This is a genomic window from Mesorhizobium sp. P3_B5 (assembly GCF_056402815.1).
In genome coordinates this window covers 30,690-43,105 of record NZ_JBFUGR010000013.1, presented here as the reverse complement: position 1 = coordinate 43,105, position 12,416 = coordinate 30,690, and the positions used below count along the sequence as shown (strand labels likewise).

At 57.6% G+C, this 12,416-nt stretch carries 11 protein-coding genes and 1 pseudogene; 11 read left to right on the top strand and 1 reads right to left on the bottom strand.

Annotation, left to right across the window (positions count from 1 at the left end; all coding sequences use genetic code 11):
* The first annotated feature begins 22 nt into the window (after positions 1-22).
* The 5 genes and pseudogenes from AC1DVW_RS24970 to AC1DVW_RS24950 form a co-directional block, all read left to right on the top strand.
* Positions 23-1,114, top strand: a complete 1,092-nt coding sequence (locus tag AC1DVW_RS24970) for an ABC transporter ATP-binding protein (protein ID WP_477245035.1) — start codon at positions 23-25, stop codon at positions 1,112-1,114.
* A 19-nt stretch (positions 1,115-1,133) separates the two neighbouring features.
* Positions 1,134-2,051 (top strand): carbohydrate ABC transporter permease, encoded by a 918-nt coding sequence (locus tag AC1DVW_RS24965; protein ID WP_477245891.1) that lies wholly within the window; start codon positions 1,134-1,136, stop codon positions 2,049-2,051.
* Positions 2,048-2,896, top strand: a complete 849-nt coding sequence (locus AC1DVW_RS24960; RefSeq protein ID WP_477326657.1) for a carbohydrate ABC transporter permease — start codon at positions 2,048-2,050, stop codon at positions 2,894-2,896. The genes AC1DVW_RS24965 and AC1DVW_RS24960 overlap by 4 nt, the downstream gene beginning before the upstream one ends.
* A 99-nt stretch (positions 2,897-2,995) precedes the next feature.
* Positions 2,996-4,309, top strand: coding sequence for an ABC transporter substrate-binding protein (locus AC1DVW_RS24955; protein ID WP_477245889.1), 1,314 nt, complete (start codon positions 2,996-2,998; stop codon positions 4,307-4,309).
* Between the two features lie 294 nt (positions 4,310-4,603).
* Positions 4,604-4,856 (top strand): annotated as a pseudogene (locus tag AC1DVW_RS24950) (class I SAM-dependent methyltransferase); the annotation flags it as partial.
* A 932-nt stretch (positions 4,857-5,788) separates the two neighbouring features.
* Here the strand turns inward: AC1DVW_RS24950 and AC1DVW_RS24945 are convergent.
* On the bottom strand, positions 5,789-6,817 hold the full coding sequence (locus tag AC1DVW_RS24945) for a LacI family DNA-binding transcriptional regulator (RefSeq protein WP_477326655.1): 1,029 nt from the start codon (positions 6,815-6,817) through the stop codon (positions 5,789-5,791).
* 336 nt (positions 6,818-7,153) lie between these two features.
* Between AC1DVW_RS24945 and AC1DVW_RS24940 the strand changes: the two genes are divergently transcribed.
* The 6 genes from AC1DVW_RS24940 to AC1DVW_RS24915 all read left to right on the top strand — a co-directional run bounded on the left by AC1DVW_RS24940 (position 7,154) and on the right by AC1DVW_RS24915 (position 12,398).
* Positions 7,154-8,119 carry a substrate-binding domain-containing protein gene (locus AC1DVW_RS24940; RefSeq protein ID WP_477326653.1) on the top strand — a complete coding sequence of 322 codons (966 nt, stop codon included), beginning with the start codon at positions 7,154-7,156 and terminating at the stop codon, positions 8,117-8,119.
* A 97-nt stretch (positions 8,120-8,216) separates the two neighbouring features.
* On the top strand, positions 8,217-9,272 hold the full coding sequence (locus tag AC1DVW_RS24935; RefSeq protein ID WP_352975947.1) for an ABC transporter permease: 1,056 nt from the start codon (positions 8,217-8,219) through the stop codon (positions 9,270-9,272).
* An 11-nt stretch (positions 9,273-9,283) separates the two neighbouring features.
* Positions 9,284-10,108 carry an ATP-binding cassette domain-containing protein gene (locus AC1DVW_RS24930; protein WP_477326650.1) on the top strand — a complete coding sequence of 275 codons (825 nt, stop codon included), beginning with the start codon at positions 9,284-9,286 and terminating at the stop codon, positions 10,106-10,108.
* A 40-nt stretch (positions 10,109-10,148) separates the two neighbouring features.
* Positions 10,149-11,198 carry a Gfo/Idh/MocA family oxidoreductase gene (locus AC1DVW_RS24925; RefSeq protein ID WP_477326648.1) on the top strand — a complete coding sequence of 350 codons (1,050 nt, stop codon included), beginning with the start codon at positions 10,149-10,151 and terminating at the stop codon, positions 11,196-11,198.
* On the top strand, positions 11,195-12,154 hold the full coding sequence (locus AC1DVW_RS24920) for a sugar phosphate isomerase/epimerase family protein (RefSeq protein ID WP_477326646.1): 960 nt from the start codon (positions 11,195-11,197) through the stop codon (positions 12,152-12,154). Before AC1DVW_RS24925 ends, AC1DVW_RS24920 begins: the two co-directional genes overlap by 4 nt.
* Before the next feature lies 1 nt (position 12,155).
* Complete coding sequence (locus AC1DVW_RS24915; protein WP_477326760.1) at positions 12,156-12,398, top strand: hypothetical protein; 243 nt, start codon at positions 12,156-12,158, stop codon at positions 12,396-12,398.
* Positions 12,399-12,416: the final 18 nt, after the last annotated feature.

Sequence of the window (12,416 nt, the reverse complement as noted above, 5' to 3'; positions counted from 1 at the left end):
TGCGCTGAGGAGGAGCGTCGACGTGACGGCCGATATCGAGATCAGGAATGTGAGCAAGCGGTTCGGTACCATGTCGGTGCTTGAGGACCTGTCGCTTTCCATCAAGGCACGTGAATTCATCGTGTTCCTTGGACCGTCCGGCTGCGGAAAATCGACGCTGCTGCGCATGATCGCCGGCCTCGAAACCGTCGACAGCGGCGAGATCGCCATCAACAACGAACGCATCGACCACCTGCCGCCGGGCAAGCGCGGCATTGCCATGGTGTTCCAGTCCTATGCGCTTTATCCGCATATGAGCGTGCGCGACAACATGGCCTTCGGGCTTGAGAACGTCGGCATGTCGCGCGAGGTCATCGACGCGCGGATCAACGAGGCCGCCCGCATCCTCGAAATGCCGCATCTGCTCGAGCGCAAGCCTGGCCAGCTCTCCGGCGGCCAGCGCCAGCGTGTCGCCATCGGCCGGGCGATCGTCAAGGAGCCCAAGGCCTTCCTGTTCGACGAGCCGCTCTCCAATCTCGATGCGGCGTTGCGCACCCGCACCCGCCTCGAACTTGCCCAGCTTCACCAGCGCCTGCAATCGACGATGATCTTCGTCACTCATGATCAGGTCGAGGCCATGACGCTCGCCGACCGCATCGTCGTCATGAACAATCGCAGGATCGAGCAGATCGGCTCGCCGATGGAGATCTACGAACGCCCGGCGACCAGATTTGTCGCCGGCTTCGTCGGCGCCCCGGCGATGAATTTTGTCGAGGCGACGCTCGACAGATCGGGAGACAATGCCGCCGCCAGCTTTGCGGACGGCATATCGGTCCAGACCGGGGTCGCCTCCACCCAGCTGAGCGACGGCAGGTACAGCTTCGGCATCCGTTCGGAAGATGTCCGCATCGTTGCCGCCGGACAGGGCAATGCCGACGGCGTGGTCGATGTGCTCGAGCGGCTCGGCGAACGCACCTTGGTCTACGCGCGGCTGGGCGACGGCCAGCAGATCGTCGCCTCCGATGCCGGCAACAGCCGTGTCGCGGTCGGCCACAAGGTCGGGCTCGCCTTCGACGGCCAGAAATCACATCTGTTCAACGAGACCGGCCGCGCCTGGCATGCGGGGGAGGCCTGATATGGCTGACCGGCTGACGATGCCGCAGACCGCGACGCCGGCCGCGAGCGTCAGGGCCCCAAGCGTCGACATCTACGCGCCGCAATGGCGAAACTTCATGTTCGTCGCGCCATTCCTGTTCTTCTTCACGACGCTGCTCGTCTTCCCGCTGCTGTGGGGAATGTGGCTGAGCTTCCACAAGGCCGACACCTTCTCGTCCGGAAATTTTGTCGGGTTCGGCAACTATGTCAGGCTGTTCCACGACAAGGTGTTTTTGCAATCGGTCTGGAACACCTTCTACTTCGTGCTTCTGACGGTGCCGACACTGGCGCTGATCGGCCTGTTTCTCGCGCTTTGCCTCAACCGCCGCACCCGCACCGCCGCCGTGCTGCGGACCTTGTTCTTTTCTTCCTCGGTGCTGTCGGTCACCATCGTAACACTGATCTGGCGCATCGTGTTCATTCCGAATGTCGGCCTGCTGTCGACGATCTACGGATGGTTCGGCGCCACTGCGCCGGCTTTCATTTCCGATCCCAGCCTTGCGATGATCGGCATCGCCATTGCCACCATCTGGTGGTGCATCGGCCTGCCGATGATGCTCTTTCTCTCGGCCCTGCAGCAAATCCCGCAGGATATCTACGAAGCAGCCGCCCTGGACAATGCCAATCGCTGGCAGACGCTGCGCTCGATCACCCTGCCGTCGATCAAGCGCACCTTCATCCTGGTGATCATTGTCCAGATCGTGCTGCAATTTCAGCTGTTCGGCCAGGCCTGGCTGATGACGCGCGGCGGCCCGAACAACCTGACCAAGCCTATCGTTCTCTACATCTACGACACCGCATTCCGTCGCTGGGATCTGGGCCTGGGTGCGGCGGCATCGGAGATCCTGTTCATCCTCATCCTGATCGCGGCCATGGCCCAGTATCTCGTCACGCGCAACAAGGCGGATCAGCCATGAGAGCGCCAGCCATTTCCATCGGCGGACGCGCATTTGGCGACCGCGTGTTGCTGGCTCTCGTCATCCTGCTTTCGATGGTCATGATCGCGCCGGTGCTGTGGGTCATCGGCCTGTCACTGAAGGACAATGTCGAGCTGATGGCCGATCCGAATTCGGTCTTTCACGCGCCCTACACGCTCAAGAACTACATCAACACCATCGGCACCTCGTCGGTGTTCGTCTGGGTGTTCAACAGCATCATCGTCTCGGGCGGATTGACGCTTGGCACGCTGATCCTGTCGTCGCTCGCCGGCTACGGTTTTGCACGGCTGAACTTCCCGGGCCGAAACATCCTGTTCGTCATCGTGCTCTTCGGCCTGGCGGTTCCCGAACAGGCCGTGCTTGTCGCCCGCCACCAGATCTTCAGCGTATTGAAGTTCCACAACACCTATCACGGGCTCATCCTCCCGGGCCTGTCGGCTTCGTTCGGCGTCTTCCTGATGACCCAATATTTCAAGGCCATCCCGAAGGAGCTGGACGAAGCCGCCATGCTCGACAATGCCAGCCGGTTCAGGATTTTCTGGAAGGTGCTTCTGCCGCTCACGGTGCCCGCGCAGGCAACCCTCGGCATCTTCACCTTCCTCGGCGCATGGAACGACTATCTGTGGCCGCTGATCTCGGCGACCAAGCAGGACATGTACACGCTGACCGTCGGCATGGCCTCGACGCAGACCAATTTCGCCCAATCCGAAGGCATCGGCTTCCTGATGGCGCAGGCGGTGTTCGCCGGCGCGCCGATCCTCATCGTCTATCTGTTTTTCCAGAAATACATCGTCACGGCCGTCTCCGGTGCTGCGGTGCGATGACGAGATTGCCTGACGGCGCAGGAGCGCGCCGCGGTGATGGAACGCATGACGCCAATCCAGGGTGGAGTGGCGGAAACAGGAGGAGAAACTGACATGAGAATGAAGAGAATGCTGCTTGCCGCGGTCTCCGCGGGGGTAATGATGCTGGCCAGCCCGAGCCTTGCGGCAACCGAACTGACCGTGCAGCGCTTTTTCGGTGCTTGCGATGCCGATTTCGGCACCAACACCGATGTCACCAAGGCCGTCGGCGAATGTGGCATCATCACTTCGCTGATCAACAAGTTCAATGCCGACAATCCCGATGTGCACGTCACCGTCTCCACTGTGGAATGGCCGGGCTATGACCAGCTGACGGCGCAGTTCGCTTCGGGCGATGCTCCCGACATCGTCACGATCCATGAATCGGCGCTTTCCGACTACCAGTCCAAGGGCCTGTTGATGCCGCTCGACGACCTCTTGAAGTCCGTTGGCGTGACGCCTGACGCCTTTACCGATGCGGCGCGCAACGGCGCCACCAAGGACGGCAAGATCTACGGCCTGCCGATCGACAGCTGGACCATGCTCTATCACATCAACATGGATCTCTTTAAGCAAGCCGGCCTCGTCAACGCCGACGGCACGCCGATGCTTCCGAAGTCGCCGGAGGAATTGCTCGCCCAGGCCGAACAATTCAAGCAGAAGACCGGCAAGCCCTATTTCGTCCAGAACCTGGCCAATGAGACGGCGCTCTACACCCGCAATCTCTACACCTATCTCTTCCAGCAGGATTCCGACTTCTTTGCCGACCCGAAGCATGTGAAATTGAACACGCCGGAAGCCAAGAAGGTCGTGGAGATGTACAAGGCGATCTTCGACAAGGGCTACACCACCAAGGACCTCGACTATGGCGGCGCGATCAACGCTTTCCTCGCTGGCGAAGGTGGCGTCCAGCTCAACGGCACGTGGGTTGTCGGTGACAACAACGCCCAGTCCGAAACAAAGGGCACTGCGCTCAACAAGGGTGGCTATGCGGTCTACCCCTATCCGCAGCTGTTTGGTGGCGCCCATGCGCAATATGCCGACGGCCACACCTGGGCCGTGTCGCAAAAGGACCGCACGCCTGAGCAGACCGCGGCCATCGGCAAGTTCCTGAAGTTCTTCGCCGACAACGACTTCGAATGGTCGCGCACCGGCCATCTGCCGGCTTACAAGGCCATCATCACCTCCGATGCCTTCAAGGCGCTGCCACATCGCAACACGATCTCCGCCGTCGCCGATCTCGGCAGGCCACTGCCGTCAGCGGTGCAGCGCCAGTTTGCGATCCAGGACATTGTCGGCGAAGAGATGAGCGCTGCGATCACCGGCCAGAAAGACGTCGATGCCGCGCTTGCCGACATGGAAAGCCGCGTCAACGAATTGCTCGCCAACATTTGACCGCGGAGGCGAATGCTCCGCTCCACCCCACGGCTGGAAACATTCATGGGGTGGAGCGAGCAATCTCCTTTGTCCATGCAGGACCATTCCAGCCTTCAAGGCTGCAGTGAACCCCGACAAATCGAAATTCGGGCTCACCATCAGGCGGCCTCCGGCATCCGCAAGATGCCGCACGTCGCCGGAACATCATTGGCGCGTGTCCAACAGGATCATCTCCGCCGCCTTCTCGGCGATGAACCTTTTAGGCACATAGTCCCTCAACTTTGCGGTGAGTGGATCGGCGATCCTAATCGGCGTACTCGCCGACCCGGAATATACGGAGTTCCGTCTCATTGCGCGGCGCTTTCGCAGCCAACTCGCTGCCGCCGAGTCGCTGCATCGGATTGAGCCTGCATCCGTTCGGGAGGAGGTGGAGGCGGCTGGCTTCGTACTGGACGCGGAAAGCACCATGCTCGCGAACAAGGACGATCCGCACTCGATCAAGGTGTTCGATCCCTCGATTAAGGGCCAGACCGATCGCTTCGTCTATCGATTTTTGAAGATCTAACACTGAGCTATTCGCCAACGATGAGGTCGACCCTCGTACGGGAGGCGGCTTTGACAAGTGCGACGACCGATTGTGGGTTGGTTTCGGAACGACAGCTTACCGCAGACGTCGGTTGAAACCGGATCGTCCGCTCTCGGCCCACTGCGGCCATTCTGGAGCATGGCTCCGACCGTTCGCAAATGAGGTTAGCTAAAGTCGGCTGTATGGCGTCACGGGACCATGCGGAACGATACGGGAAGATTTCTGATTTTGGCCCACGAAAAACTCAACAAAATCAACGATTTTAATACGCCCTCTGGGCCCGCCAAAAGACTCATGTAAGTATTTGATTTTGCTGTATATTTATGAGGTAGCCCACAATGGGGACTCGAACCCCTCTTGCTGACCGAAAACTAACCCCAGCGATTTTCCTCGCGATCTCCGTGAGATGGGTTCCGATCCAGCCAACAATGTCATGGTTCGGCTTGCCGGCGACTGACGGAAAGCCGACGAGACGATCGAGAATGTCTAGGACGTCCATTCAGCCCTCAAAAAGCGTTTCGGATTTTCGTGTAAGTCACGTTAGAGCGACGTTTCGGCGGACCGGACGTAGACTGAGGTCGGCGGGCTTTTTCACTCCGGCATTTGAAACCGATGGAAGGTTCGGACGTCGAGGGAAGGGCAGGGACCGGGTGGCATGGCGGGCCGATGATGGCAAGGAAAAAGCCCGGAAAACCGGGCCATTCGGGACTGGCAATTGCAGGCCCCTTGTTGAAGAAGCCCGACATGCTCTGCTCCAGCTGAACGACGCTCAACGCGAGCGTGACGATCGATTCTTGATCTCTACCTCAACCGCAGGCGCCCTCCCGCACAGCGGGTTGGTTCTCCGGCCCAAAGCGGACGTGAAGAGGTAGGTGCACCCTTGGATGGCCAACTTAAGAGCCAAGTCGTCTTCAAATGCTCTCCGGGCTGTACATATCGAATGGAAACGTGATCCTAAATACCCCGTGATCAGGACCTGCGTTCTTCGCTTTCACCAGAGTTGCAATAGTCTCTGATGCAAAACGCTCTATGGGATGTGACAGGATTAGCGAAATCGTACCGTCTATCAAAGCAGCCCGCGTATCTTCAAAGAGTTCATAGCCTACGGTAACGAAGTCTTCCCGTTTTGGAGTAGCCCTGAGTGCGGCTATCGCACCTGTAACACCGCCCCCTGAGATGAATAGTCCGCACATATCCGGATGGTCTGTCAGCAGCTTTTCCACATGTTCACGGGCAACCACGGCTGACTCGTAAGTTGGCAACGGTTCGAGCAGCGTGAATCCCGAATTATGTTCACGAAAGTAAGAACGAAACCCGCTTTCGTTCATTTCCTGGTTTCGCAATCGGTGGCTGCCCACAAGAATGCCTATTTTCCCCGGCTGTCTCACCATGCGGTCAAACGCCCATGCAGCGGTGCGTCCTACTTTCCAATTATCGAGCCCCACAAAGCTGATGCCTCCCTTGGCCGTGAGGGGGCCGATAAGTGAAACGACCGGCACGCCGCTTTCAAGAACTGCGTCAATCGCGTCAGCAACGGCAGGATGCTGCGGCGCTACAATCGCAAGTGCTTCGCACCGCCCGCCGAGCGACTGAATATGTGCCGCGACTTTCTCCGGCGTGAGGTCTTCCATGTACTCGACCGTCAGATCGATATTGCAGGCAGGATGAACTTTCGCAGCTTGCGCAATTGAATCGCCGAGTAGGCGATAGAAGCGTCTCTCCCGTCGCTGCAGCAAAACCCCAACACGGTGAATCACCTCTTGTGCCTTCGCCGCCTGCTTGATGGTGCCAAGTCCGTAGAAGCCGATTTCCTCAGCGGCTGCCAATACGCGGGTGCGCGTATTGCTCCGGACCGATTCAGGCTCGGAGAGTACTCGATTGACCGTTGAGACGGATACACCTGCAGCTTTTGCCAAGTCTGGAATCGTTGGTCTCTTCATGTCAAAAATTCCATCACTCTGGTTTCGGCATCTCAAAAAAGGTCATCCGTACAAATTTTTGAAATGATTTGAGACGAAGTTCTGAGGCGATCATAATCCAGATTGACCTGAAAGATGTCAACGTAGCATTCATTACGCGTTGACGGTGCTCAGCGATCTAGGAGCCGTCAGCGCTTTGGGGGAGGCCCAGCGCACAATTTGGACGAGGAGGCTCAACGTCGTTGTGTTGAGATCGCGGACCTGCGCGTGCCTACCGGCATCGGCCGCACGGCCAAAAAAGGCAAAAAAGTATGTCGAGCCGCAACCATGCGGCTTTAACGTGAGGAGGAATTCGACATGTCGTTCACCAAGAAAATCGCTACCGCAGCCATGGCATTCATGCTGGCATCCAGCGCTCATGCGGGTAACACGGATATCGCCGTCATCGTGGGTTCGGCCCAAGATGGCTTCTGGAACATGGTCAAGAAGGGCGTCGATGATGCTTCGCTGATGGTCAAGGCTAATGGCGGCACCGTCAATTTCATGCAGACCCAAAACTATGACAACTTCGGCCCGGACCTCGCTTCGCTAATCGAACAGGCTGTAGCCCAGGGCGCTAAAGGCATTGCTATCCCGAACTGGCTGCCAGAATCCGAAACCCCTGCCCTCAAGGCTGCGCGGGACAAGGGCGTGGTGATCATCTCCTTCAACGCTGGCCAGAGTGAGATGGATAATTACGGCTCGCTAAACTATTTCGGGTCGGACGAATATCTGGCAGGTGTTGAGGGTGGCAAGTATCTCGCTTCTCATGGTGCAAAGAAAATCCTCTGCCACATCCAGAACCCAGGTGCCGTAAATCTCGAGACCCGCTGCAAGGGCGTTCAAGACGGTGCGAAGAAGGCTGGCGCAGACACCTTCATCCTCCGTGTTCCTGCTAACCTTGACCAGGACATGAATGGTACTTCTGAAGCAATCAAATCCGAGCTGATCGCGGATCCGTCCATTGACGCCGTCATCACGCTCGCTGCATGGGCTGCAGATGCTGCCGCTAGCTCCATCGATCAGCAGAGCAAGACCGGCAAGATTGAGCTTGGCACCTTTGATATGTCGGCCTCGGTTCTGGATCGCATTTCAAAGGGCACCCAGACCTTCGCAATCGACCAGCAGCCTTATCTGCAGGGGTTCCTCGCAACCTCCATGCTGTTTGCAAACCTGAAGTTCGGCACTGCGATTGCGACGAAGCCGGTTCTGACTGGTCCCGCGATTGTCGACAAGACCAATGTTGCTTCGGCAATCGAAGGCGTCAAACTCGGCGCACGTTGAGGCTGGACCGAGGCTGAGACCTGGCCGCTAACCTGGCCGGGTCTCATCCATGCTCCCTCTATGCACTTCGTCTGCGGCAACTGAGGATCTTGCTTCCATGACCGCCACAAACCTAAGCACCAACACCGTAGAAACACCCGCCATCGAGAGTGAATCGGCCGTTTCATCCATCAAGGCCTTTTTTCGCACCCCTGCCGCTGGTGCTTTCATGGGTTTCGTGGCTGTATTCATCCTTTTTGCGATGTTCGGATATAGCCGCAACTTTTTGTCCGTGGCTGGTGTAACTACGTGGGTGAACTTCGCGTCACTCATAGGAATGATTGCAATTCCGGTCGGGTTCCTGATGATTGCCGGTGAACTCGATATTTCAACCGGTGCGGTACTTCCCGCCTCCACGATGACAGTTGCTATTGTCTGCGAGCACTATCAGATGCCTGTGCTTGTCGGTGTAGCTGCAGCTCTTGCCATCGGTGCACTGATCGGCTTCATCAATGGATACATCGTAACCCACACGCGCGTGCCGTCGTTCATCGTGACGTTGGCGACGCTCTTTGCAGTGGCAGGCCTCACGCTCTACCTGTCGATCTTCTTCATCAACAACACCAATTCCTTCTATCATGCGCCAGATTGGGCGAAATCGCTCTTCGGCGGGAAGGTGTATGGCTTCAATTCTTCCGTCTTCTGGTGGGGTGGGCTTGTCGCAGCATTCGTCTTCTTTCTGCATTACTCTCCCAAGGGAAGCTGGGTCTTTGCTCTTGGTGGAGACCAAGAAAGCGCGAGAAATGCAGGTATTCCTGTAACCAGGATGAAGATTGCACTCTTCATGTTGTGTTCCATGTCGGCGACCTTTGCTGGCGTCCTTCAGGTGATGACATTCAGCTCCGCAACGTCTCAGGCCAATTTTGGCCTAATCTTCAACACCATTATCGCCGTGGTCGTAGGTGGCGTTCTCCTCACGGGTGGTTTTGGTACTGTAATGGGCATTGTCTTCGGGGTGCTCACCCTTTCCATTGTCACCCAAGCTATTGGTTTCACAGAGATCGACAGAAACCTGTCTTTCCTAATTATCGGTGTCATGCTTTTGATCGCTGTCCTGCTCAATGACACGTTTCGTCATTTGGCCACCAGCTGGTCGACGTTCAAAAAGAAATAGGGAGAGCGGCAATGTCCGATAAGAAACCCGTTCTCGAGTTTCGAAACGTCGACAAATCGTTCGGTCATATTGATGTTCTGAACGATATCAACCTCAAGGTCGGTGAAGGTGAAGTGCTCTGCCTGCTTGGCGACAACGGCGCGGGTAAGTCGACGCTCATCAAGACGCTGTCTGGTGTCTATCAGCCGACGCGTGGCGAAATTCTGATGGATGGTCAGCCCGCACTGTTCTCCAGTCCCCGTGAGGCTCAGGAACGCGGGATAGCTACGGTTCACCAATTCGGTGGGACATATCCATTGATGTCCATAGGACGTAACTTTTTCATGGGTTCGGAGCCGACAAAGGGTTGGGGACCGTTCAAATATTTCGACCGCAAAACCGCTGCCCGAGTGGCAGTTGCAGAGATTCAGAAAATGGGGATCACACGCATCACCGACGGTAATCGTTTGGTCGGTGGCCTTTCCGGAGGGGAACGCCAGTCGCTCGCGATTGCCCGTGCTGTCTATTTCGGAGCCCGTGTTCTCATCCTTGATGAGCCGACGGCAGCCCTCGGCGTCAAGCAGGCTGCTCACGCACTGCGTATCGTCAATGAAGCCAAGCGTCGTGGCCTGGCGGTCATTTTCATCACCCATCAGGTGATGCATGCCATGGCAGTGGGCGATCACTTCACAGTGCTCATTCGTGGTGCAATTGCAGCTGACTTCCGCAAGGGGGAAAAGACACGCGAGCAGATCGCTGATCTGATGGCCGGTGGTGAATCCATGGCGAGTCTCGAAGCCTCTATTGAAGGCTATATGGAGACACATGACGGTCTTCCGCCACCCCCCGCTAACTGAGTGAATATGGGCATAGCCGCCAGGTAGCGGAATTTGTTGAATGGAAAGCGGTTGGGCTTTGGCCAACCGAACGCAAGGAGTTTGTCCAATGGTGCGTGTAGCAGTCATTGGTGCAGGGCTGATGGGCGCTGACCACGCCAGGATCGTCGTGGAGGAAATGCCGGGCGCGAGCCTTCAGGTGGTCTGCGACATGGATGAAGTCCGCGCACGCAAGGTGGCCGATGCCCATGGTGCGGCAGACGTTGCAAGTAATCCGGAAGCCGTGATTGCCCGTGCCGATGTGGATGCGGTGATCGTCGCGAGCCCGGACTTCACTCATGCGCCGCTGTCACTCGCCTGCATCAGCGCGGGCAAGAAGGTGCTCTGCGAAAAGCCCCTATCGCAGTCCTCGGCCGAATGCCTCTCGATCATGCAGGCCGAACAGGAAGTTGGTCAAAAGTTCGTCCAGCTCGGCTTCATGCGGCGCTACGACCAGTCCTATGTCGAGATGAAAGAGGCAATTGAAAATGGCACGCTTGGCCGAGTCCTGATGATGCACAACTTCCACCGCAATGTGGAAGCGCCAGCCTCCGACTTCACCGGTGCCATGGCAATCACCAATTCCGCCCCGCATGAGTTCGACGTCGTGCGCCATGTACTTGGCACCGAATATGCCTGGATCTCTGCCTTCCAGCCGAAGCGCTCTGATCGACGCGTCGCGCCCGTCTTGATGGTCCTCGAAACCGTCGATGGCCAACTCGTCAACATCGAGATCAACAACAACGCTGCGTACGGCTACGACGTTCGTGCCGAACTCGTGGGCGAGCAGGCGAGTATTTCCATGAGCCATGTCGCTTATACCCATCTCGAACATTCGCTTGGCGTCCACACCGGCTACGATGCCGATTGGCGGACCCGCTATTTCGATGCCTATCGCCGCCAGAACCGCGCCTTCCTACGCTTCGTCGACACAGACGCGTTTCCCGACATCGCATCAAGCTGCTGGGATGGCTATGCCGCTGCAGTTGCCGCCGAGGCAGGCGTAACGGCACTCGCTTCCGGGCAGAAGCAGCTCGTCACCATGATTTCCAAGCCGAAGTTCTACGCATGAAACTGGGTTTTGTATCTGACAGCCTCGCCGGCATGCCGCTCGACGACCTTCTCGACAACGCTGCACGCATGGGCGTCTCCGGTATTGAGGTCAACACCTGCGGCTGGTCGACCGCACCGCATTTCGATCTGAAATCCATGCTGGGTAACACGGTCGCGCAGAAGGACTTCCTCAGGGGCTTTTCAGATCGTGGGCTTGATGTGATCAGCCTCAATGCCAATGGCAATCCGCTTCACCCGACCGATCCGGCTCAGGGCGAAGGTCTGAAGAACACCATCCGGGTCGCAGGCGAGATGGGTATCAGGACGGTCTGCACCATGTCTGGCCTGCCTGCGGGCAATCCGTCCGATACCCTGCCAAACTGGGTCGTCTCTTCCTGGCCGCCGGAAACGCAGGCGATCCTCAAATACCAGTGGGCAGAAAAACTCTTCCCGTTCTGGACCGAGATCGTGGCGCTGGCAAATGAATGCGGTGTGGAAAAGATTGCGCTCGAACTGCATGGCAACCAGTGCGTCTACAACGTGCCGTCGCTCCTGAAACTCCGTCAAGAAGTCGGCCCCGTCGTTGGCGCGAACCTGGATCCCTCGCACCTCTTCTGGATGGGAGCCGATCCGCTGATAGCAGCCGAGGCATTGGGGGAGGCCGTCTATCACGTCCATGCCAAGGACACATTCCTGAACGCGCCCAAACAGGCAGTGACCAGCCTTCTCGAAAACGGCAACCTGACCGACATTCCAGCCCGCTCCTGGTCATACATCACACTCGGCTTCGGCCACAGTGAGGAGTGGTGGCGACAGTTTTGCTATCGCTTGAAGATGGCTGGCTACGACGGCTGGCTTTCAATCGAGCATGAGGACGTGCTTCTCAACTCACTTGAGGGCCTCGAAAAATCCGTGGCCCTTCTCAAGGGTGTCATGCCGGTTGCACCGGCCGATTTCAAACTTCAGGAAATCTAAGTTGAGTTTCCAACTTGCCGCTTGCGCCGAAATGCTCTGGCGCAACAAACGAATCGAATGGCGGGCAAGCCGCCTGAAAAGGGGAAGGGCCGAGGATGTCTCCCGGATCGTGCGCAGCCTAGTCGGTGGCGATTTTGTGTTTGCGACCGGCTCGGTTGTCCACGCCGATGGCGGGCTTTCTCTATCGCGACTTGAGTTCCATACAGCGGATATCTACTCGCTACCAACTGACCAAGAGCTTTAGAAATTCCGGTTGTAAAAC